Below are 22,216 nucleotides of genomic sequence, written 5' to 3' on the forward strand. Positions count from 1 at the left end.
GGTTCAATTGAACCAGGGCTCCAATTGAATTGTGAGCGTCCCCAAAATCCTTACATCGCCACGGCTGGCAGCAAGGTCAGGCCGCTCCAGAGGCACGGCTGCGAACAGGTCGAACAGGGCCTGTCTCCCGATGGCCATGCGTACTCCGCCGCCCACCGATGTTATGCTGTCGCGGTCGTCGGCCACATTGTTGACCGAAACCTCCGCGTAATCGACAAAGGCGAAGGGTTGGACGGCAACCCCGTCTGGCGTTTCCGGGATCAGCGAGCCGTAGAACGCCTCGAGCTGAAATCCATAACCTTCATCACCAATAATCGCGCCAGGGTCATATCCGCGCCCGACGGTGAAGTTTCCGCCCGAATACTGTTCATAGCTGAGGAGCGGGTCCGGCGACCATTGGAAACGCGATCTTCCCGTGAAACCGAAAATCGGGTTCGGGCGGTAGGTGACACTGGTGTCCCCGCGAAGGACGAAACCGGTTGCATCTGCATCGAGCCTGCTGGGCGGCACAAATCCGGGTGCCAAACACACAACAAAGTTAACACCGCAGGACGGCGTTGCTCCAAATATATCAACACCCTGGCGCAGTTCGAGCGCTGATTTATAGGCAAACTTGGGCTCAAACACGGTGTAGCCGCCGCGTCCATTGATGCTGCCCTTATCGGTCCCAGAGAAGTCGAGCCGGGCGAAGGCAACGCGCAATTCGTCGCGGCTAAAATCAAGGTCGGTGAAATCAACGCTTTGATTGATGTAATCGCCGCCTAGTGAAACACTTAGATTGCGAGCCTGCGATCGAATGATAGGATAGCGTGCGTAGGCCGAGATCGCGAGTGTATCGGTATCGAATACATTGGCTCCAGGCACGTCGGGCTCTGACCAGGCCCGTGTCGCTGAGAGGCCAAACGTGAGCCCTTCAGAGCCCACTTTGAATTCATGATAACCCGACACAACGAATTGTTCGTCAAAATCATGCGTGGAATAGCCGCTAATCATGGTCTCATCGCCAAGCCCAGTGAGCCCGTTGAAACGTACCCTTGCAAGGCCGCCAAAACGACCGATTGCTTGCGAGCCGAAATTTTGGAAATTCACATCGACTATGATCGGCGTGTTCACGACATCGAACACACCAATCACATCACCGGGTGCTCCGCCCTGTTCTGCGGTCAGCGGCTGAAGCGTCAGGCGTACATCAAGCCCCGGAATATCGCGCGCCAGCAGCAGATAACGTTCCGCCTTATTGGCGTTAAAGACCTCTTCAGCAGCCATTCTATCTAGGATCGGCTGCAAAGCGCCAGACTGATTGCCTGCATCCCCGCGCACTTGCACCGCTTTGATCGAAGCTAAAAGGACGTCAAATTTGACCCTGCCCTCGCCAATGGTCTGAACCGGCACTTGAACGGCAGCTAGGTAGCCTTGCGCACGCAGAATGGTCGCGGCTCTATCGCGAATGTCGCAAATGGTTGCGACGGGGATTTCCTGACCGACATATTCGGCATAGCTCGGTGTCAGAAGCGAAGGATCGACACTGCCAAGCCCCGAAAACTCAGGGGCGGTGAAGGTGAATCTGAGATCGGCGAACTCGTCCGAGGCAAGCGGGCATGGAGCTCGTTCGATTTCGCCCTCGACCGAAACCGGGTTGGCCTCACCGCGCAATTGCGCTTCGAGACCTTGCCGCTGGATTTCCTCACGCGTGGGTGCAACTTGCGCCGCGACAGCACCGGGCATGGCTGAGCCAATCGCCAAGCCAGCAATGCCGGCCAGCTTCAAGCGCGAAAGTTGCGAGGAGCGGGAAAGAAGTGAAACCATCATTCTTCTCCCTCAGGATTTTGCGCAATCGCGAGGTCAAGCGATCGGTCTGGTTTCACTCCTGAGAGCAAGGGCCGGGTTGCATCACCGATCACCGCAAATGCTGACCAATAGAAGGGGTGCGAGGTTGCTGCCTCATCCATCAGCAGCTTGCGTGACTGGCCCAAAGCATCGCCAATGGTCTGGTTTTGCCCCCGCCTAAACATTTCGGTCATTAATCGCTCAGTTGAATCGAAGTCATCTGGCACCGGCCAATGGCTCGCCATTACCGCACGTCCACCCGCTCCGATGAATGCCCTCACAAGACCTTCAAGCTCCGAACCACCGCCGGACTGGATGCCCGCGGCCAGCGTCGCTTCGACGCTCGCCGCGCCAGCCGTGTCGCAGGCAGAAAGGATCACCAGGTCAGCATCAAGATTGAGCTCGAAGATCTCTTCAAAACTCAAGAGACCATCAGAACCCTCACCTCCAAATGAGGTCACAAGCGCCGGCCTGGCCGGACAATTGGGATTAGGCGCGGTTACCAGCCCATGAGTTGCAAAGTGCAACACCCGAAACTCATCCAGATCCTCACGAGTTTTGATGCTGTTGTCCGTGAAGCCATCTTTGGTCACGACCTGCGCGAGATCTGAACCGATTAGCCCCGCAGCGGTCCGCAATTCCGATGCGCTGATCGGATCGTTCCACTGGGTGGCTGGCCAGAAGCAATCGAGCGCAAGTTGTGTTTGATCGCTGGTGAAGCTGGCAGGGTAGCTCTCCCCAATCGGTGCGTTCTCGCCAAAGCCCACATACTCACGATTAGCTTGCGAATTCTGCGCACGGCGCGATTGGACAAAGGCCTCTGCAGAAACTGCCGTGCTGATTGTACGGCTGCGAGCGAGCCAATTGACCCCACGGAAATCGTATTCATCACCTTCAGGACCAGCGAGCTGGTTTTGATACCGCGTCACCGACGCATCGTCAGTTACCAGCAGATCAATCGGCAAACGCAGCAGAGCACCATCAGGCTCGAAAATGATATGCTCTGCACCTTCAAGGTTCGCAGCAATCGGGCCGAACAAGGATTTGTATAACTCGCGAGCTGATGCGATTTCGAATGGGAAGGTGATGTTCTGCCCCCCATCGAACAGCGAGATTGACTCGCGAATAATGTCCACTTGCTGTTCCAGCTCATCCGCTGAGAGTTCGACACGGTATGCCATCGCGCTATTGCGGTCAGTAAAGAAGACATAAACATCATCGCTCACCAATGCGACGCGGGCATAAACTTCGCCCGGTTTCAGTATGTCGCGAAACTCTTGAAGGCCCAGCGAAGACTGCGCGACAACCCGATATTGCGGGTAATCGTTGAGCTGCACCTGTGTTTGGATTTGCGCGTTTTCTAGCCGGGCGATCTGTGCGGCAAGCATCTCGGCTCGGGCTCTTGTTTCCGCGGTCTGAGGTTGCGCATCCAAAGCCTCGAAACGGATACGGGAGCGTTCAATCTCCCGGCCAAGATCGGTCGACTGCCGGAACAGCCGCGATGCCTCATCTGACTTGGCGCTCAGCCGACGTGCGAGCACCGCCTGCGTCTCAGCGACGCCAGGGCGAATTAGAACCTGCGCAGCCTTGAAGAACGCATTGGCGGCCTCTGGGTCGGTCGCAACTCTGTTAGCCAGCAATTGGTAATAGGGGGTCAACTGGTTTGCGAAACCGATGATTGCGTTGCGCTTGCCCAGGGCCCGGTCGATAACTGTGCCATAGAGATCAAGGGCCTCATCTTCTCGACCTTCGCGAAGAAGGAAGGACGCAAGTCGAGCTTCAGAAGCACTAACGGCGCGGCGCTCGGGAAACTGCGCGCGCAAGAGTGCGAGACCATTCTGCAGATAAGCTTCTGCATCCGCCGAATTGCCCTGCCGTTCGGCAATCAGGGCAAGGTCTCCCAAAACCTGCGCACGGAAACGTGTGATCGATGTCACTCGACCATCGCGCACCGACAGCGCCTGCTCATAAGCGATGATTAGGTCGTCACGCGCTCCGTCGAGATCACCGCCTATGCGCTTGGCTGTGCCACGGATTTGAAGCGCCTGTGCATCGATGATTTGCGCTCGCTCTTCAGTCGTGAGGCTAAGCTCATCGACAATGCCGAACAGATAACCGCTCTGCTGCTCACGGTTCAGCCGCTCTGAGATAGGCACAGTGATGGAGAGGTCGCCGTTAGATTCGCTTGCGCCTCTTGCGCCTGCTGGGAGTTCCTCCGTCAACCGTTCGATAGCCGCATCACCAAAGCCTTGATTAAGCAGATGGATCGCCTCAAAGTTGCGCAGGAGCCGCGCCGTGATTGGGTCTTCCCCGCCAAACTGACGCGCCTGCTCAAACAGCTTGTTCGCTACGCCAAACTCGCCAAGATTACTTTTTTGAAGCGCACGATTAACGAAAAACTCGCCCGAATTGATCGCTTCATCGCCATCATCCTGAAGGCGTTTTTGCAAGGTTTCGAAATAGGCTGCGGCTTCTGCATATTCGCCCGCCAGATTCCGACGGTACCCTTCGGCTAGAGCCTGCTCTGGCTTGAGTGTATCGGCTTGAACCCTCGCAAAAGACAGCGGGTCGGAAACGCTAGTGGACGCTACATCGATGGCTCCATCGGCAACTGCATCTTGGAGAACGGATCGGAGTGCGAGAACGGTCGCGTCATCATAAGCGCTAAACCCTTCGGCATAATAGGTTAGACCATCCGACTCTGCTGTGATCTGGCTCCATTGAAGCTGCGATTCTTCGACGGTGCAGGTTTCTTTACGTGAACCCTCAACTGGGCCTGCAGAACTTTGCTCACCGGCGGCACAATTGACACCAAAGCGGCGCATGGCGCGCAAAGCCTCTCTGGCATCGGAGTTGAAGTCCTCGAAGGCAAAGACTTCGGCGATCGGACGCGGGCTATCGCGACAAACAATCGCCCACCGGCGATCAAAGATCGATTGTTTTGCAGGGTTGCTAAGGCTGCGATCCTGGACCTGGCACAATATGCCATTGCTATCGCCAATCGGGAAACTGTCCGCAGTCAAAACCGAACCCGTCTGCGCTGATGCCCCGGTCGAGCCTCCCGTTATCGAATAGGCTGTCACGCAGACAGCAAAAGTCGCGCAGACAGCCGAAATCTTTGTGGAAATTCGCCCCACATCTTCCCCCTTTTTGCGCCCTAAACCCTCTCCAGCCCTCTGCTGGCCCTCAACCGGAAAGGGAGACGCACTCACATTGCACTATCGCACCTTAGAGGCCCGAAGCGCGCCTCAATAGTATGAACCCGACAGGTTTTAGGACTCGCCGAATTTCCCTACGACACGCGTTGTAGCCTTTTTTTGGCTCGGACACGAATCTCTGCAGAACGACTGGTTCAATTCAATACAGATGTAAGCGAGCGGGAGACCCCATGCAGTGACGCATATCACTTTTTACAAATTTGGATCGACGCCGATCAGGGCAATGAGAATTCTCGCAGAGTATGAGGGGCAATCTGGGACGCAAAAAGGGCACCGACAGCGCCAAGAAGCGCCATCGGTGCCCACTTTAGTTAGCCGTGAAGCTGCTTAGAAGTTGCCGCGGAAACTTACGCCGTAAATGCGCGGCTGGTTCACAAAACCGGTGTTGTTGTTGAAGTCGATCGCGCCGACCAGGTTCTCTTCATCGGTCACGTTGCGCGCAAATGCGCCCACTTCATACTGACCATCGGCAAAGATGTACCCCACGCGAACGCCCAATTCGTGATTGCCCGAATGATTGAACTCAAGGCTCTCATACAAGAAGATGTTGGTGCTCCCTTGGACAAACCAATCCGCATTGAAGTAGATTTCGTTTGATCCGACCGGGAACGTAAGCTGCGCTTCAACATTGAAGTTGATTTCTGGCGCCTGAGGCAAAGGATTACCGTCGATCAGGGCGAGGCCAGCGGCATTCAAGTTATCTGTCACGGTGCATGCAAAGCACACAGCTACCGCCAGATCATCATCCTTGATCTCAGTATCAACATAAGCAACGCCAGCCCGCAGGAAGAAGTAGTCACTTGGGTTCCAGTCGAAGTCGAGCTCAAAACCCAAACCATCAGCATTCTCAGCATTGATGAGCGAGATGAAGTTCCCTGCTCCGCCAACCGCGGTGAGTTGAATGTCGTTCACGTCGTAATAGAAGACCGAGCCATTGAGGCGAAGCGTGTCATCTGAGGAAATGAGTTTGAAGCCGGTCTCGTAAGAAATGACGGTTTCTGACTGCGCCTGAGAAGTGGGCACTCCAAAGGCAATGCTGCGTCCTTGGATCGATGGCCCCCTAAATCCGCGAGCAATACGGCCGTAGAGATTGACGTTCTCGGATGTCTCATAGGTTGCGCTCACATCCCAACTGACCTGACCATCGTCAATAGAGGTTTCCAGTGTGCCATTGTCGAGCGTGAAAGTCGGGTTTGGGAGCACTAGAACCTCAAAGGTCCTTTCATCATCAGTGTATCGCAGGCCGCCACTAAGAGTGAGCGCATCGCTCACATCAAAGCCAACTTGGCCGAACACGGCCCAACTCTGTTGGTCGGACTGCCATGTTGTAGCAGGCGTTGGAGCGCCGCCTAGGAAGGTGGAGTCAAGTAGGCCGTTCTCAAAATAGAACGCGCCTACCTGCCAGTTGAACACGCCCGAGGTATCACTTGCGAGCCGGATTTCTTGAGTGAACTGATCACTGTCCGAGCGCCCACCGGTGTCGGATGGAAATGGAATATCGCCTGGGAAGGAGAATGTGCCGCCGGTGAAGGCGCTGGTTCCACCAGTGAACGGCGGGGGAGCCACACCGCCAAATGTCCCTGCAAAATCGATTGCCCCACCGTCGATATCACCGCGCCCAGAGCGGTTGAGATCGCTGTAGCTGGTGATCGAAGTCAGAGTGATGTTATCAGAGACGTCCACACTCAGGCGCAGGGATGAAAGGAAGATATCTCGGTCTGCCGGATTTCCGCCACCGCCATCATAGGCAACAACATCGCGGTCAAAGTTGCTGTTCAGGCTATTGCTGCCAGGGCTGAGAATATTGGCGCGGAAGAAGGTGGCCGAGGCATTTGAATCGGCATAGCTAACCATTGCGAGTGCGTTGAAACCAGGCTGGTTGAGTTCGAGCTGCAAACGCGCGGCAGCGTCAAAAAATCCACCTGAGAAGTTCTCTTCTCCCGTGAATGCATTGTCCACCCAATCATCTTGACGCTGGTACAGGCCCGACACGCGGAAATTCAGAACGTCTTCGATCAATGGGCCACCAATTGCTGCTTCAGCATTTACCGTGTTGAAGCGACCGTAATTAAGATTGAAGGATCCTTCGAGCACGTCCGAAGGCTTCCTAGTGTCAAATTTGACAATCCCGGCAGGTGTATTGCGGCCGAACAGAGTGCCTTGCGGGCCACGCAAAACCTCAACTTGCTCTACATCGAAAATTGGGAAGCCTTTGAGTATGACGTTTTCAAGAACGACATCGTCGAGGACTACAGAAACCGGCTGAGAGGCTGCGGTATCAAAGTCGGTGTTACCAAGTCCACGAATGTAGAAACGCGGAGATTGGCGCCCATTGGAGCTTTCAATAGCGAGGCCGGGAACGCGACCATTGAGGCCTAGAACATCCTCAACACCGGAAAGGGCGTTTTCCAGAGAGGAGCTGGACAGAATACCAATCGAGGCCGGAACGTCTTGCAGGTCCTGCTCTCGGCGTTGAGCGGTCACGATAATGGTGTTGTCACGCCGAGATTCTTCTGCCGCCTCTTGATCGGCACTTTGTGCAAGAGCCTGACCACTGAACATGAATGCCCCGAACGCGGCTGTGCTTAAGAATACGATCCTATTGAACACGGCTATTGAACTCCCCGTTTCGTCTGAAAACAAATGCCTAACCCAAGCTTGGGCTCGCGGAACTGGTCAACTGATGACGTTCAAACGAGCCAGCTAATCCCAACGCCAGTCTTATAGTTGTGCTTGTAGAATTTCGAGGCGCTAAGGAGAAAACTTGGGGGAGTCAAACGACCACGAATTGGTTCGTCAACTCGAGAGCTGAAGGTCGATTTTTTGCAACACTTTGGACGGCCGAATGATGCTGCGACCCACGAGGTCATGCTAAATCTCCTCTCTGGCCAAGCAAATCTGATTGGCATCATGAACCACTCATACTCACCGGCTGACCGTTTGTTGTCAGTAGTCGAGACTGAAGCAGGGTGGAATCCCGCAAAGCACAGTTAAGAGCACCACAAGCACTCAGGCGTATCCCGCATTGTAAGGAGGCTGGCACCCAATGAATGCGTTTAGTGGCGATAGTCCGATTGTTACAGCATCAGCAACCAAGGCTTTAGAGCGCAATACTCGCGAGAATGACCTTCCTGCGGATGGAGCTGCAATCCCGTCAGCTTCGCGCCAAACTTACTTCGGTGCATTCATGGCAACAGCACAGCGCGCCCTAGGTGTTCCCGCCTACGACCCCCGTTGGGAGAAACTGCAAAGAGACTATCAGACCAAGATGGTCACTCGCTATCTTGCTCAAAACGGCTGGGCGAGCGTCGTATTCATAGGGTTTGTAAACTTTGCTTCAGGCATCCACGAGCAAAGCTGGCTGATGAATGCCGGTTGCCTAATCAGTGCCCTTTCTCTGGCATTTGCATTTGTCTTCATGCCGAGCTTGTCCGCCGGATCGGATGAATTGTCGGGCCACAGACACGATACATCTGTCGCGGCTGTTTCTCTGCTTGGGCTTGCTCTGGGCTGGATGTGCTTTGGCTATGCCTCCATGGTCTATCTACCAGAGCAATGGCACGGCATTGCAGTAGGTGCGATTGTTGGAGTGATTGCTCTTGGCGGGATTGGAGGCTCACCTTACCCGCTCTTATCCCTGATCTTCATGATCATCATTGCGTCTGGTGGGGTATTGGGAGTTCTGGTGTCAGAGAATGCTCTGACCGCCTACTATGTGGGCGCATATATTTTACTGATTCTTATGCTTTATGCGCAATTCTTGCTTCGATCGTGTGAGGCGCTCAAACACGTTCGCGATACCGCCGAACTGGAGGCCAGCGAGGCCGAGAAGCGTCAAGCCATTCAATCTCAGCATGAAGCAGAACGTGCTTTGCTCAACGTGCGCGAACAAGGACGAATGCGCGATGAAGAGCGTAGAGTCCGCAAAAATGAAGCACGCAAAAGGGAGCTGCTTGAACTCGCCGCCCAATTCGAAGCCACTATCGGCGAGGTTTCTGAAACGGTGGCTTCGGCCGCCCACAGCTTCAATATCACGGCTCGCGATATGTCATGCGAAGCTACCGAAGCTCTTGATCAGATCGAGCATATCGCCAAAGCCATAGAACAGGTCGCGCAAGGTAGTACAGCAGCGGCAGCGGCCTCCGATCAATTCGCGATTTCGATCGATAGCGTCTCCGGACAGGCCGCCGACGCAGCGCAACTTGCGCGCTTCACCAACGAAACCGCAACTGCAACCGACGCGACAGTCACCCTTCTTACGGAGCGCGCGGAAGGCATTGGCGAGATCGCAGAGCTTATCAACTCAATCGCCGGGCGCACGCGTCTGCTCGCCGTAAACGCCTCAATCGAAGCGGCACGCGGTGGAGAGGCAGGTCGTGGGTTCGCAGTGGTTGCAAGCGAGGTCAAAGAACTCGCCAACCAAACGCATCACGCTACTGGAGATGTGTCGAGCAGCATCAAAGAAATGCAGCAAGGCACCAAGGCAAGTGCAATTGAGCTCGCCGAAATTCGTGAACAAATTGGCGTGCTGGAGACCGCGGCCACTTCAATTGCCTCAGCAATGAATCAACAATCATACGCTAGCAAGAGCCTAGCAGAGAGCATTGATCTCGCCGCTGCGGGGGTAGCAGGAGTTTCTGCAACCACTCAGGAGCTGCGAAAAACAGCAAACACCGTGGGAGAAGCGTGCGGACAGCTTCTCTCCGCGTCGAACGATCTTGAGGTGCAGTCCGATCTCTTAAAAGAGAAAGTGGCGAATTTCCTCGAGCAGATTAGAAGAGACTAAACCCGAACTCCGGCTCACGGTTCACCCCAGGATATATGCGACTGGTAGGTAGTCGTAGCCGAGCTCGTCCGCGACCGCTTTGTAGCACACTGCGCCGCCGTGTACGTTGAGGCCCTCCGCCAGATGCGGGTCACGGCGTAGAGCCTCTTTCCAGCCGAGGTCGGCGATGCGCAATGCGTGCGGCAAGGTCACATTATTGAGGGCATAGGTGCTGGTGCGCGCAACCGCGCCTGGCATATTGGCCACGCAATAGTGGACCACGTCGTCAACCACGTAGGTGGGTTCTGCGTGGGTGGTGGCTTTGGAAGTCTCAAAACATCCACCTTGGTCAATCGCGACATCAACCAGCACCGCGCCGGGCTGCATCTGCTTGAGCATATCGCGCGAGACCAGCTTGGGTGCCGCTGCTCCGGGGATCAGAACTGCGCCGATCACAAGGTCTGCCTCGCACACCGCTTCTTGAAGGTTCGCAAGGTTTGAAAAGCGAGTCTTGGCGCGCGATTCAAAGTGCATGGCGAGCTTTTCCAGTACCTCTGGATTGCGGTCGAGGATCGTCACATCTGCGCCAAGGCCAGCCGCCATTTGCGCCGCATTAAAGCCAACAACGCCACCACCGATCACAGTGACTTTGGCAGGAAGTACACCGGGCACACCGCCAAGCAGAACACCGCGGCCACCGTGGGCTTTTTCCAGAGCGCTCGCACCAGCCTGCACGCTCATACGACCAGCAACTTGGCTCATCGGTTTGAGCAATGGGAGCGAGCCTTCCGCTCCGGTCACGGTCTCATAGGCAATTGCGGTGACGCCCGATTTGACGAGGTCTTCGGTTTGTTCAGGATCGGGAGCAAGGTGCAGGTAAGTGTACAGCACTTGACCCTCGCGGAGCTTGGAACGCTCAACCGCCTGGGGTTCCTTGACCTTCACCACCATCTCGCATTCGGCAAAGATTGGGTCGGGCCCGTCTGTAATCTTTGCACCCGCCGCGATGAAGCTTTCGTCCGACGCACCAATGCCAAGACCAGCACCGCTTTCAATCCATACCTCGTGGCCATGGGTCGCAAGTTCACGCGCGCTCTCTGGAGTAAGGCCAACGCGGTATTCATGGTTCTTGATTTCTTTGGGACAGCCGACACGCATAGTATGTCTCCTCTTAATTCTTTACCAATAGAATATCATGAAAAGTGCGGGAAATTTCCCCTATTTCATCGGCCATCGGTGCTATAGTGGGATAAACCTCTGACTTAGGTGTAAATGGAGGGAAATCTTGCCAACCCCAGAAGACCGACTTCTTCGCGAACTGCAAAACGACTCCGGACGCTCGATCGCCGAACTTGCACAAGTTACCGGCATGTCTAGCTCCGCCGCGCATCGCAGGATGCGTGCCCTTGAGGATGATGGAACCATCCAAGGCTACGCAGCACGGCTCGACCCGCGAAAGCTGGGGCTTCGCATGCAGGCATTCGTCGAGATCACTCTTGCCAACCAAGGCCAGGAAGCGATGGACCTTTTCGAAGAGGCGGCATGCGGTTTTGATGAAATCCTCTCCTGTCACCTCCTTTCGGGCGAGGCCGATTACATGCTGCGCATCGCCGCAACGGACTTGGATCACTTCGACAGCATCCATCGCAAAGCGCTCGCCAAACTCCCTGGTGTCGCGACAATGAAGAGCTTCTTCTCGATCCGCGAAGTCAAACCTTGGTCGGGCTATCCAGTCCGCAGCGAATAGGCGACTCAAACGCCTCCACGAATGCGCACATTCTCGCCGTTGATTGCCGACGAGTCCGTTGAAAGCAGGTACGCCGCGAGTTCCGCAATCTGGCTTGGCGAGACCCAGTCGCTGAAGTCGCTATCGGACATCTCGGCCCGGTTGGTTGGCGTGTCGACAATCGTAGGCGAGATGACATTCACGCGAGCGCCGCGCCCTCGCAATTCCTCATTGAGGGCTTCGCTCAGCTTGATCACTGCCGATTTGGACGCAGCGTATGCGCCCATGCCAAGCCCCGCTTTGTCGGCTGCAGCCGCCCCGATGTTGATCACACTGGACGGATTGTTGAGCAGCGGCGCAAACGCGCGACAGGAATTGAGCGTTGTCATCACATTCATCTCAAACATGCGATGCCACGCGCCTGCCGAGCCGCTGAGCATTTCCTCCCAGACGAAGCCGCCAGCGATGTTGACGAGTCCATCGAGCGTGCGACCTTCCACCTTGAGAGTGTCAGCAAGGGATTGCACGGCCTCTTCGCTGGTCAGGTCCAACCCGCCGCGAAAATCAACGCTGGTGTTTTCAAATGGCAGGCTATCAGCCAGATCAACCCCGATGACATGATACCCCTTACGCACAAGGGTTTCCCAAACAACCGCTCCAACAATGCCGCAAGCGCCGGTGACGAGAACAGTTTTCATCAATTCAATTCCTCAAGAAAGCCCAACTGAGAGCGAGATAGAGCGGTGAGTCGCTGATTGCGACCATGGCGTGAAAAACAAAGTTTGAGACACTTGAGACACTGTCCAAGGCTTAAAATCCTATCGATTAATGACGGGTGATTTAATCGGAAAAATCGATTGATTCTGGTAGCGTTGGGTTCGCTGACATGCGGCCGTAAGTATCAAGGCAAGCGACAGTAGGAAATCAGCAGTTCCTGCCTCCTCTCATCTCAAGTGACCGCCGCGCGCGTACGATATTCCTCGCGGTCCCATTCGCGGGTTTCACAGATCGTGCGGAGCCTCTCGATCCCTTCCGCAATATCGGCGAAGCTCAAATACAGCGGCGTAATCCCAAAGCGCATGATGTTGGGCGCGCGGAAATCGCCAATGACATCGCGCGCCTTCAAAGCTTGCATCATCGCGTATGCCTCTGGGTGAGCGAAGGCAACTTGGCTGCCGCGCTCGGCGCTGTTTTTGGGGCAAACAAATTCAAAGCCATACTCGCCGCACCGTTCTTCAATCAGCTCAATAAACAGCTCTGACAATGCGATCGACTTTTGCCGAAGCGCGCTCATATCCGCTTCCAGCATCAAATCGACGCCCTCTTCCAATGCACTCATACCCAGCACCGGCGGTGTCCCGCACTGGAAACGCTCAATGCCTTGTGCTGGTTCAAATCGTCCGTCGAAGTCGAAGGGCCGCGCATGGCCGAACCAACCCGACAGCACAGGGTCAGCATGGTGGTGACGTTTGGCGGCAAACAGGAAAGCTGGCGCGCCGGGGCCACCGTTTAAAAATTTGTACCCGCACCCAACCGCGAAGTCCGCCTTCGCGTCGTTCAGATCGACTTCGATTGCACCAGCGGAATGGCTCAGATCCCAGACCACCAGAACGCCCTTTTCGTGAGCGTGGGCGGTCACTTTGGCCATGTCGCGGATGCGGGCGGTTTTGTAATGCACCTGTGTGAGGAGCAGCACGGCGACGCTCTCGTCCAGCGCATCCAGCACAGCGTCAGGTGCCACCTCGCGGCATTCCAGATCGCCAAAGCGGGCAAGCCCTTGCATCATGTAATTGTCGGTCGGAAAGTTGGTCGTCTCGGTCAGGAGCACGCGCCGCCCCTTTTGCAAGGACAATGCAGCGGTGAGCGCCTTGAAAACATTAATCGAGGTGCTTTCACCCGCGATCACTTCGCCCGACTCTGCGCCCAAAAGCTTGCCGATTTTATCGCCAATGCGTCTTGGCGAATTCACCCAATCCGCGCCCAGCCAACTGGTGATAAGCCCCTCGGCCCACTCCTCGTTCACCGCGCGGTTCATGCGGGTCACCGTCCGCTTAGGCAGGCAGCCGAGCGAATTGCCGTCGAGATAAATCAACCCCTCGCGGATCGCGAATTCATCGCGGAAATGCGCCAGAGGATCGGCGGCATCCATCTCAGCAATGAGTTCGGGCGTGATCGTCATCAGGGAAGCTCTCTCAAGATAGCGCGAACCGGGCTTGCATCTGCACCTTCCAGCGGCAGCGGCAGGGCAATCAGTTCATATTCGCCTGGCGGCACATCATCGAGAACCAAACCTTCGAGAATGCGCATATCGCCTGCGAGCACTTCATGGTGGGCGTCCATCGTTTTGGAGATTTGCGGATCAAGCGACGGGGTATCGACCCCGATGAGAACTGCGCCCCCTACCCGAAGCCGAGCAACAACTTCTGGCGCGATAGCTTTGAAATTTTCGTCCCACGCATCATGCGGGAAGCTTTCATAGGTGCGAAAGAGAACGCGCGCTGCGCCTTCGAGAGCCTGCCAATCGCAGTCTTCGACTTCCACCCGTTTGCCCGCATGACGCATGTCTATGACAAGGCATGGACCGATGTAAGCATCGAGGGCAGACCCCGCGCTATCGACGCCGTCATTGGAATAGTGCACCGGCGCGTCGGCATGGGTGCCAGCGTGCAAAGGCGCGGTGACTTGGCCGATATTGACCGGGCAATCGGGCCCAAGATCGACATTGCGCTGAACCACCAGATCGGGTTCTCCCGGCCATAGAGGTGTGCGGGCCCCGAGCTTTTGCGTGATATCCCAAATCTTAGTGACCAAGGGGACACTCCCCATCATCGGCATAATTCCCGCCTTCTTTGGGAGCCGTCATACGCGTGCGCATCGCCCAGAGTTCCGGGAAAAACGGCAAGTCCAAAGCCTTCACCAAATAATTCACACCCGACGATCCGCCTGTCCCCGTCTTGTGACCGATCACGCGGCTGACGGTCTTCATGTGCTTGAACCGCCATTCCTGGAAATAGTACTCAACCGCCGTGACTTTCTCGGCCAGCGAGTAGAGGTCCCAGTCGTCGCCCGGATTGGTATAGATCGCGAGCCATGCATCTTCGATCGCATCGGAAGGCTCATAGCTTTGTGAGAAATCGCGTTCCAATTTGTCCGCTGGGATATCGAAATCACGCCGCGCAAGCAGGCGCAGAAGCTCATCATAAAGCGATGGCGCATGAAGCACCTTTTCCAGCTGCGCCCGTTTCTCCGCATCGTCATTATGCACCAGCACAAGGTCCGCTCGCTTTAGCCCCAAGCAAAATTCTAGCGCGCGATATTGATGTGATTGAAAGCCGGAGGCCTTGCGAAGAAAGCCTCGGAAGGTGACGAAATCATGCGGAGAAAGCGTGGCGAGCACCTCCCACGAATGGATCATGTGGCGCAAGATCGTCGCTATCCGGTCGAGCGTTTTCTCCGCTCTACCAAGCTCATCCGCGCGAATGTGCTCCATCGCTTGGGTCGCCTCATGGATGGCAAGCTTGATCCACAGTTCCATAGTCTGATGCATGATGATGAAGAGCATCTCATCGGGCTTGTCCGAGACCGGTATCTGGCTGTTCAAAAGCGTTTCGGTCTGGAGGTGGCGGGCATAGGAAAGGCCACGATCCCATTGGATCGTCTCGCCATCAATCTCTGCCTCGAAGGTTTCGACCCCATCAACGATAGTCTTTTTGATGCTCATGAATTTGCGCCAGCCTTTTTGAATTCACGGTCCCCCGGCACGCTCTCGCCAATGGGGATGATCGGCAAGTCCGAAACCTGAGCATACACCTGCTTAAGGCTGGTCGTCTCCATTTCCTCGAGCAGTGCATCGAAGCTTTCAATCACAAAATAGGTCGGCTGAAATTCGTCAAACGGCCACTCTGTCCTCATAAGGCGCGGCAAATCAAAATGCAGTCGGCGCGGAGCATTGCTGGTGAGCGCATGAACTGTCTCGGCATAGCTCGACATTAGTCCGGCCCCGTATGCGCGCAAAGAGCCACCGTCTTCAATCAGCCCAAATTCAACGGTGTGAAGGTAGAGCCGGCCCAGCCAATCTGACATCCCCATATTTTCCGCCCTTATGCCTGCACGACCATAGGCAGTCATAAATTCGCCGAAAGTGGGATCGATGAACATTGGCATATGGCCAAAGACATCGTGAAACATGTCAGGCTCATCGCTGTATTCGAACGAGGGCCCCTGGCGCAGAAAGTTAGAGACTGGAAATTTGCGCTCTGCGAGCATTTTGAAGAATGGCTCGTTTGGGATCACGCCGGGCACAGCGACCACCTCCCAACCGGTGACGTCGCGAAGACGCTCATTCCAGCTGTCAAACTCGGGCACTCCCAATCGATCAAGCTCAAGCGCGCGGACCCCGTCTATAAACGTGTCGGAGGCCAGTCCTTCAAGTGTCTTGGTCTGCTTGGCCGCAAAGTTACTCCACCGCGCGTGGTCGCTGTCGGAGAATTGCTCCCAATTTTGGGGCATGCTCCAATCTTCCGCGACACCTTCAGGTCTCGTCTCGAACACATGGGTTTCGCCCATGGCTTTGCTCCTTCTTTCCCCACCTATAGGGTCCTGAATTCAGTCCTACACTGCAGCACTGCGCTTGCTCCAGCCTTGTTTCCAGACGTTTGAGTATGGTCTGAAAGCAGCAAGCGCATACGCGAGGTGGGTGGCAACACAATGGCGAAATCCCCCTCCCCCGGGCTTGAAGCATATCACCAATCATATCGACGAGACAGAACCCGTACCGCGTGAGGCCGTCGAGAATGCGGTCTGAGCAACCTCTTACTCCGGGCTGGATACTGGTGCTGGAACGCTTATCCCCGCCGAGTTCACTCGCTTCGGCGAGCATGAAAAAGGCCGCGTACTATTGGGTATGGAGGGGTGTGGCTCACAAAGCCTAGTTCGTTGTTGTCCCGACGGCCATTGACTGAACAATCGCCTGTTCAAGGGATACTCCGCCTGGCAGAACACTCGTTTGAAGCGCGCGTTCGAAGATCTGCTTTGCGGTGTTGGTATCGTCATTGGCATTGGCAAGGAGTATGCCTGCAAGGGAGGCCGAGAAGCTCTGACGGTTGAGACGCAGGGCAACCTTCGTCTTACGCTGACCTTCTTCAACATCGCCTTCCAGAATATCCATGACTGCAAGCGAACCCTGAGCCTCGCCAAAGGTGTCATCGGCATCAAAGGCCTTCTGGAAACGCTCTCTGGCCTTTTCCATATCTCCCGCAAGGAGGTATGACCAACCTGCGGCGATCCACGAGCCCAGGTGATCGCCAAATTGCTCGGCTCCCTTATCGATGGAATTCGCCGCGCCAGTGTAGTCTTGCCGCGCAAGTGCCACTAGGCCTAGTCCGATTTCGGCCCTTGGATTTTTGTGCCCTGTGGCCAGAGCTTGCTCGAATTGAGCTTGCGCTTCGTCGACCTTGAAATCTCCCAAATTGAGCGTGCCCAATGTCGTAACAGCGTCGGGATGGGAGCCCCCTTTGAGCGCAGCTTCACGTGCTAGATCGGGCCGATCCACATCCATCGCAAGCACTGATGCCGCGGCCTGAAGGGGCGGATAGTCTGGATGAAGCGCCACATAGGCATCCATCTTGGCTTCGGCGTCCTCAAATTCTCCAAGCTCATGCGCAATCTGCATATCGAGCATGGCCGCTTGAGGAAGTGCCTTGGTCACATCATCACTCAGCAACTCGGCGCTCGCGCTAAAGTCGCCGGAAAGCGCAAGGCTCCACGCCTGATTAAATCTGAGCCCGTCGTCGTCCGACATTTCTTTTGCCGCGACAGCATACCATTCGCCCGCCGTTTTCTGGTCACCCGCTCTCATGGAAGCAATTCCGGCAAGGTTGGCCAGCGCTCCCTCCAATGGCTCAATTCCGTGGAGGCGTGCAAAAACACTCACGGCAAGATCACATTCATTGGCTTCAAGCGCGGTTTCAGCAACATCGCGCAAGAGCGCAGGGTTCTCTGGATCGGTTTCCAGAAACTGGGTCAGGCTCTTGAGGCGGGCAGCGGGCAGATTGTCCATGCGTATCTTCTTTATTTGTCTTGTCAGTGTTTAGGCTGGCTCATGATCGGGTATTTTGACAATACCAAAACTGCTCAAGGCAGTGCGAAGCGGGATCTCGTCGACTGAGATGACAGATAAATGAGGGATCGTGCGCTGAGCCAGCCGTACCATCGCCCGCCTGATCGGACTTGCGCAGAGCAGCACGGGATTACGGCCCTGTCGCACCATATTGTCCACCATCGGAGCGAGCGACTGGAGCAATTGTTCCGCAAGGCGTGGATCTGCTGAGATCAGGTTTTCACCCCCACCTTCGCCGAGATTGGCAAGGATACGATTTTCAACACGAGGGTCTAGACTGAGCACTGACAGGTCTGAGTTTTGCCCACGCAATGAAGAACATATCGATACCGCCAAGTGTTCACGCAATCTTTCGCTTAGAACGGCGGGCTCTTTGGTGTGGCGACCTATATCAACAAGCGTTTCCAGAATAAGGTCGATATTGGCAATAGACACGCGCTCTTGCAGAAGGTTCTGGAGTACTCTTTGTACGTCAGACGCGGTCATGATGTTTGGCACCAATTCCTCTATCAGCCCGGGCTGCCGTGAACGAACCTGATCAAGCAATTCAACCGTCGCCGCCCTTGTCATGAGCGCAGAAATCTCCGACTTAACCACCTCGCTGATATGGGCGGTAACCACTGCTTCAGGCTCAACCACGCTGTAGCTTGAACGGCGTGCGGTATCGGCAAGCGATTGTTCGATCCAGAAGCCTTCGAGGCCGTATGCAGGGTCTTTGCCCGGGATGCCTGCAATCGGGGTTGCAGAATCATTCTGTTTCAATGCGAGAAGCCGGTCTGGATGAACCATTCCCTTGCCATAGGCATCGCCATAGACCGCAATCTCATAGTCTAGCCCCCCTAGATCGGAGCTCGCCAGGATCGATACCTTGGGATGCGAAAAGCCAAGGTTTCGCTCAATAGATTCGCGTTGCTTGCTGATCCGATCAAGCAAGATTGCTTGCTGGCTCTGCCATGCTTCCATAAGCTCAGAACCCAAACGAAGTTCGATTGAATTCGGACCATCGACCGACAGCGCACTCTCTTTCTCGTCGTCCTCACCTTCTTCCAACGCCGCGGCAGCACCACTCTTACGAATGCGCCACCAGGCCAGGAAAGCCACGGCGCCCACGATTACAATCGGCCATTTGGGCATGCCTGGCAAAAGCAGCATGAACACAAGGATCACCGCCACAATCAGGGGGATGCGTGGGACAGAAGCGAGTTGCTTGAATATCTCTGTGCTAAGCTGTTTGTCAGCAGCAGAGCGCGTCACAATGATCCCAGTCGCAACCGCGATGATCAGAGCTGGGAGCTGCGTTGCAATACCATCGCCAATTGTGAGTAGGGTAAAGCGCTGCATCGCTTCTGACCAAGACATGCCCATCTGCGCGACGCCGACGATCAGACCTGCGATAATATCGACCAACACGATGATAACGCCGGCAATCGCATCGCCTTTGACGAACTTGGACGCTCCGTCCATCGCACCGTAGAAATTGGCTTGCTTCTCAAGCTCTTCGCGCCGCGCCTTGGCTTCGTCCTGAGTTATGATGCCAAGATTCAAATCAGCATCGATACTCATCTGTTGGCCGGGCATTGAGTCGAGAGTAAAGCGCGCCGCCACCTCAGACACGCGCTGCGCACCGCTGGTAACCACGACATATTGCACCACGACGAGTATTATGAAGACGACGAGGCCAATCACGAAATTGCCCTGGACCGCGTAAGAGCCGATCGAGTCGATCACCTCACCGGCGTCAGCATCCGTCAGGATCAACCGCGTGGCCGCTACATTGAGCGACAAGCGGAATAGAGTCGCCACCAGCAAGATCGAAGGGAAGGTCGAAAACTCGACCGGTTTCTGCACATAGAAAGTGAGCAGAAGAATCGTGAACGCAAAGCCAAAATTCACGATGATGGCAAAATCAAGAAGCGCCGGTGGGATCGGCGAGAACAAGATTATGAGGATCGCCAAGGTGCCAAAAACCAAGGCCAAATCTTTGTTGTTATTTATTATATTGCCAATCATGTGACACTCTTTGGCATATTGCCCCTCATCGGTGTTTTATCGACTTGCAACTGGCGATAATGAGCCGCCACCTTGCGATAATGTGCGGGCGGGATTTCCCCACCCGGGCGGCAATCGGCATAGAGCGCGCGTGCCAACGGCGGGTTGGGAATGATCGGAACAGCGTGGAGTCCCGCCTTGCGCTTGATCAATTGAGCCAGATGATTCCTGCCCATTGCGCGGACCTTTGGTGCCGAGTCATTCTCTGGGTCATAGCTGAGCGCCACAGCGTAGTGTTCAGGGTTAACGACAACCATATCCGCCCCCGGAACAGCGCCGAGGTTTTCTGACTGCTGGCTCATTTGCTGATGCAGCTCTTTGCGCTTTTGCTTGATCCGAGGTTCGCCTTCTCGATCCTTGGTCTCACGGGTTAGCTCACGACGGCTCATGCGCATCTGTTTGCGAAATTCGCCCCGCACGATGATCTGGTCAATTGCCGCAAACACCAGCGAGAATGCGATGAAAACGTAGAGCATCCACAGCCCGGCTTCCTCCATCGTCATCGCAAGCTTGCTCGCATCGGTCAGCCGGATCCCAAACTGTTCAATCGCGGAGCTGATTACGAAATAGGCGGCCACCGTATAGGTGGAGAATTTGACGATATTCTTGATCGTTTCCTTTACCATTCGCAGGCTGAATATGCGCTTCAAACCCTTGGCAGGGTTGAGCCTTTTGAAGTCAGGCTTGAGCGGATGCGCACTGAAGATAAGTCCACGCAACTGGAGCAGATCCAGGGTGATGAGCAGGATCGCGACGATGCAGCCAAAGATGATAAGCGGCTGGAACAAATACCAGTAGATCGAGGCGATAATGCCCAAGACTTCGTTTGCATCCCCTCGCCCATCTATGCCGGTTGCGAATGTGAAGCGCATTACATCTGCGACTTGAACGACAAATCGCTGTCCCAAGAATGAAGCTGCAAATGCGAGCGCAATCAATCCCGCGGAAAACCCCAGGTCCATGCCACGGGCAACCTGTCCTTTTTCCCGCGCTTTCTTCAGCTTGAACGGGGTAGGTTCCTCGGTCTTATTCTGTTCTTCCCCCTGCTCGCTCACGGGATCACCTGCCAAAAATTTGCTGGTTCGGTCACAGCAATTCGAAGGATTCTGAGATATATTCCGAGGGCGAAAGTGAGACAGATTGGAAGCGTCACCAACATCACCATCGCCTTCACCTGAAAGCCTAAAAGAAGGACATTCATCTGAGGTAAGGTTCGACTGAGGAAGGCAATCACCAAGTCGGTCAGGAAAATCGACAGCATTGAAATGCCGACAAGGCCAACGGCCAGAAGAAAAAGTGTCGACATTATTGCGGCGATCGCGCCGATGTCTGGTGCGAACAGGTCGTATCCAATTGGCAACGCGTCGAACGATGAGGCCCAAAGTGCAATCAGATCATAATGGCCACCGATCGCGAAAAAGATCATACCAGCGCCATAAGCGAGAATAGTGCCCGCCAAAGGTATGCGCGCGTTGGTGGTGGGATCTGCAAGCATTGCAAGTCCAAATCCCGCTTGAATATCTAATGCTCTCCCTGCCCAAACAATAGCTGCAAATGTCAATTGCAGCCCCAGCGCCAAACTCACGCCGACTAGCAATTCGCCAAACAAGAGCATCGCAAACCTGTCAGTCTCACTAACCGCAGTCATCTGCTCTGGCCGAGCTGCGACAAGCCAAATGGACAGGCTTATCGACAAGAATACCCGAACCGTAATTGGGACGCGCAGCAACGTAAACGGAGGGGCAAAGGTAATGCTTGGCGCCAATCGCAAGGTCACCAGCATAATCGCAAGGACAGTATTGCTCAGATCTTCCATCGGTACAGACCTATGATCCGTCAGCGGCCTAGTTGAGGGATCAATAGATAGAGTTCAGTCGCAAAACTGGTGAGCTGCGAGACCATCCATGGACCCAGAATGATCAACATCGTCCCAGCGGTTACGATCTTTGGCACATAGGAGAGCGTGATTTCCTGTATCTGTGTTGCGACCTGGAAGATTGAGATAGTCAATCCAACAAGAAGAGTGGCGAGCATGACTGGTCCTGCGACCAATGCTGCTGACCACAACATGTTCGTTAGAAGATCTAACGCTGATTCCGATGACATTTTGCGACCCCTTGCTTCGAAAGCACTTCGTAGAAACATCAAGAGTTGAGCTCTTGGCAAACATAGCATGAGGTCAGGGCTGGATAAGTCTGTGCAAAAACCACTTGGCCAGAGTTTTTCGGTCGGCTTTTTCGGCAAACTCTCAACTCAATGGGTATGGATGTGGTGAAACAGGCAGTCTTTCAGGCCTTCGATTTCACGAGACTAATAAACCTGTCTAACCCGCCAAAACCGGGGCTTAAAGCGCATATCGAGTTCCAGATTCTGATGATTTTTGAGCTGATCGCTCATTAGTACAGATGTACTAGTGCAAAATAAATCAGCGATTTGATCGGATTTTTATCAACAGATTTTTCGTGACAACAAAATCTGACCCAACTCCCCCGTTTCTCCTAGTGTTTTGTATC

General features: G+C 54.9%; 16 protein-coding genes. 2 read left to right on the plus strand and 14 right to left on the minus strand.

The window, feature by feature from the left end; genetic code table 11:
- Positions 1 to 3 precede the first annotated feature (3 nt).
- The 3 genes from Q0778_RS05035 to Q0778_RS05045 all read right to left on the minus strand — a co-directional run bounded on the left by Q0778_RS05035 (position 4) and on the right by Q0778_RS05045 (position 7,655).
- Positions 4 to 1,809 carry a ShlB/FhaC/HecB family hemolysin secretion/activation protein gene (locus Q0778_RS05035; RefSeq protein WP_298334490.1) on the minus strand — a complete coding sequence of 602 codons (1,806 nt, stop codon included), beginning with the start codon at positions 1,807 to 1,809 and terminating at the stop codon, positions 4 to 6.
- The gene (locus Q0778_RS05040) at positions 1,806 to 4,964 is read right to left on the minus strand and encodes a CHAT domain-containing tetratricopeptide repeat protein (RefSeq protein WP_298334492.1); all 3,159 of its coding nucleotides are present in this window, start codon (positions 4,962 to 4,964) and stop codon (positions 1,806 to 1,808) included. Before Q0778_RS05040 ends, Q0778_RS05035 begins: the two co-directional genes overlap by 4 nt.
- A 408-nt stretch (positions 4,965 to 5,372) precedes the next feature.
- On the minus strand, positions 5,373 to 7,655 hold the full coding sequence (locus tag Q0778_RS05045; protein ID WP_298334494.1) for a TonB-dependent receptor: 2,283 nt from the start codon (positions 7,653 to 7,655) through the stop codon (positions 5,373 to 5,375).
- Positions 7,656 to 8,091: 436 nt separating this feature from the next.
- Between Q0778_RS05045 and Q0778_RS05050 the strand changes: the two genes are divergently transcribed.
- Positions 8,092 to 9,831, plus strand: a complete 1,740-nt coding sequence (locus Q0778_RS05050; protein WP_298334496.1) for a methyl-accepting chemotaxis protein — start codon at positions 8,092 to 8,094, stop codon at positions 9,829 to 9,831.
- A 21-nt stretch (positions 9,832 to 9,852) separates the two neighbouring features.
- On the opposite strand, the gene ald is transcribed toward Q0778_RS05050, so the two are convergent.
- Entirely contained in the window at positions 9,853 to 10,968 is a 1,116-nt protein-coding gene (gene ald / locus Q0778_RS05055) for an alanine dehydrogenase (protein WP_298334498.1), read from the minus strand.
- Positions 10,969 to 11,095: 127 nt separating this feature from the next.
- Here ald and Q0778_RS05060 point away from each other — a divergent pair, with 127 nt between their 5' ends.
- Positions 11,096 to 11,557, plus strand: coding sequence for an Lrp/AsnC family transcriptional regulator (locus Q0778_RS05060; RefSeq protein ID WP_298303662.1), 462 nt, complete (start codon positions 11,096 to 11,098; stop codon positions 11,555 to 11,557).
- Between the two features lie 5 nt (positions 11,558 to 11,562).
- Here Q0778_RS05060 and Q0778_RS05065 read toward each other — a convergent pair whose 3' ends face one another.
- From Q0778_RS05065 to fliQ, 10 genes are all read right to left on the minus strand, one after another.
- Positions 11,563 to 12,234, minus strand: a complete 672-nt coding sequence (locus Q0778_RS05065) for an SDR family oxidoreductase (protein WP_298334500.1) — start codon at positions 12,232 to 12,234, stop codon at positions 11,563 to 11,565.
- 251 nt (positions 12,235 to 12,485) lie between these two features.
- A complete protein-coding gene (gene kynU / locus Q0778_RS05070) occupies positions 12,486 to 13,715 on the minus strand; it encodes a kynureninase (protein WP_298334502.1) in 1,230 nt (409 codons plus the stop codon).
- Positions 13,715 to 14,347 (minus strand): arylformamidase, encoded by a 633-nt coding sequence (gene kynB / locus Q0778_RS05075; protein WP_298334504.1) that lies wholly within the window; start codon positions 14,345 to 14,347, stop codon positions 13,715 to 13,717. Before kynB ends, kynU begins: the two co-directional genes overlap by 1 nt.
- Entirely contained in the window at positions 14,337 to 15,257 is a 921-nt protein-coding gene (locus tag Q0778_RS05080; RefSeq protein ID WP_298334506.1) for a tryptophan 2,3-dioxygenase family protein, read from the minus strand. Before Q0778_RS05080 ends, kynB begins: the two co-directional genes overlap by 11 nt.
- A complete protein-coding gene (phhA, locus tag Q0778_RS05085; protein WP_298303652.1) occupies positions 15,254 to 16,102 on the minus strand; it encodes a phenylalanine 4-monooxygenase in 849 nt (282 codons plus the stop codon). Before phhA ends, Q0778_RS05080 begins: the two co-directional genes overlap by 4 nt.
- Positions 16,103 to 16,463: 361 nt before the next feature.
- The gene (locus Q0778_RS05090; protein WP_298334507.1) at positions 16,464 to 17,594 is read right to left on the minus strand and encodes a tetratricopeptide repeat protein; all 1,131 of its coding nucleotides are present in this window, start codon (positions 17,592 to 17,594) and stop codon (positions 16,464 to 16,466) included.
- A 30-nt stretch (positions 17,595 to 17,624) separates the two neighbouring features.
- Complete coding sequence (locus Q0778_RS05095; protein ID WP_298303647.1) at positions 17,625 to 19,664, minus strand: flagellar biosynthesis protein FlhA; 2,040 nt, start codon at positions 19,662 to 19,664, stop codon at positions 17,625 to 17,627.
- Positions 19,661 to 20,758 carry an EscU/YscU/HrcU family type III secretion system export apparatus switch protein gene (locus tag Q0778_RS05100; protein ID WP_298334509.1) on the minus strand — a complete coding sequence of 366 codons (1,098 nt, stop codon included), beginning with the start codon at positions 20,756 to 20,758 and terminating at the stop codon, positions 19,661 to 19,663. The genes Q0778_RS05095 and Q0778_RS05100 overlap by 4 nt, the downstream gene beginning before the upstream one ends.
- Complete coding sequence (locus tag Q0778_RS05105; protein WP_298303640.1) at positions 20,755 to 21,519, minus strand: flagellar biosynthetic protein FliR; 765 nt, start codon at positions 21,517 to 21,519, stop codon at positions 20,755 to 20,757. Before Q0778_RS05105 ends, Q0778_RS05100 begins: the two co-directional genes overlap by 4 nt.
- Before the next feature lie 20 nt (positions 21,520 to 21,539).
- Complete coding sequence (gene fliQ / locus Q0778_RS05110; protein WP_298303638.1) at positions 21,540 to 21,809, minus strand: flagellar biosynthesis protein FliQ; 270 nt, start codon at positions 21,807 to 21,809, stop codon at positions 21,540 to 21,542.
- Positions 21,810 to 22,216 lie beyond the last annotated feature (407 nt).

The organism is uncultured Erythrobacter sp. (assembly GCF_947502395.1).
GTDB lineage: Bacteria > Pseudomonadota > Alphaproteobacteria > Sphingomonadales > Sphingomonadaceae > Erythrobacter.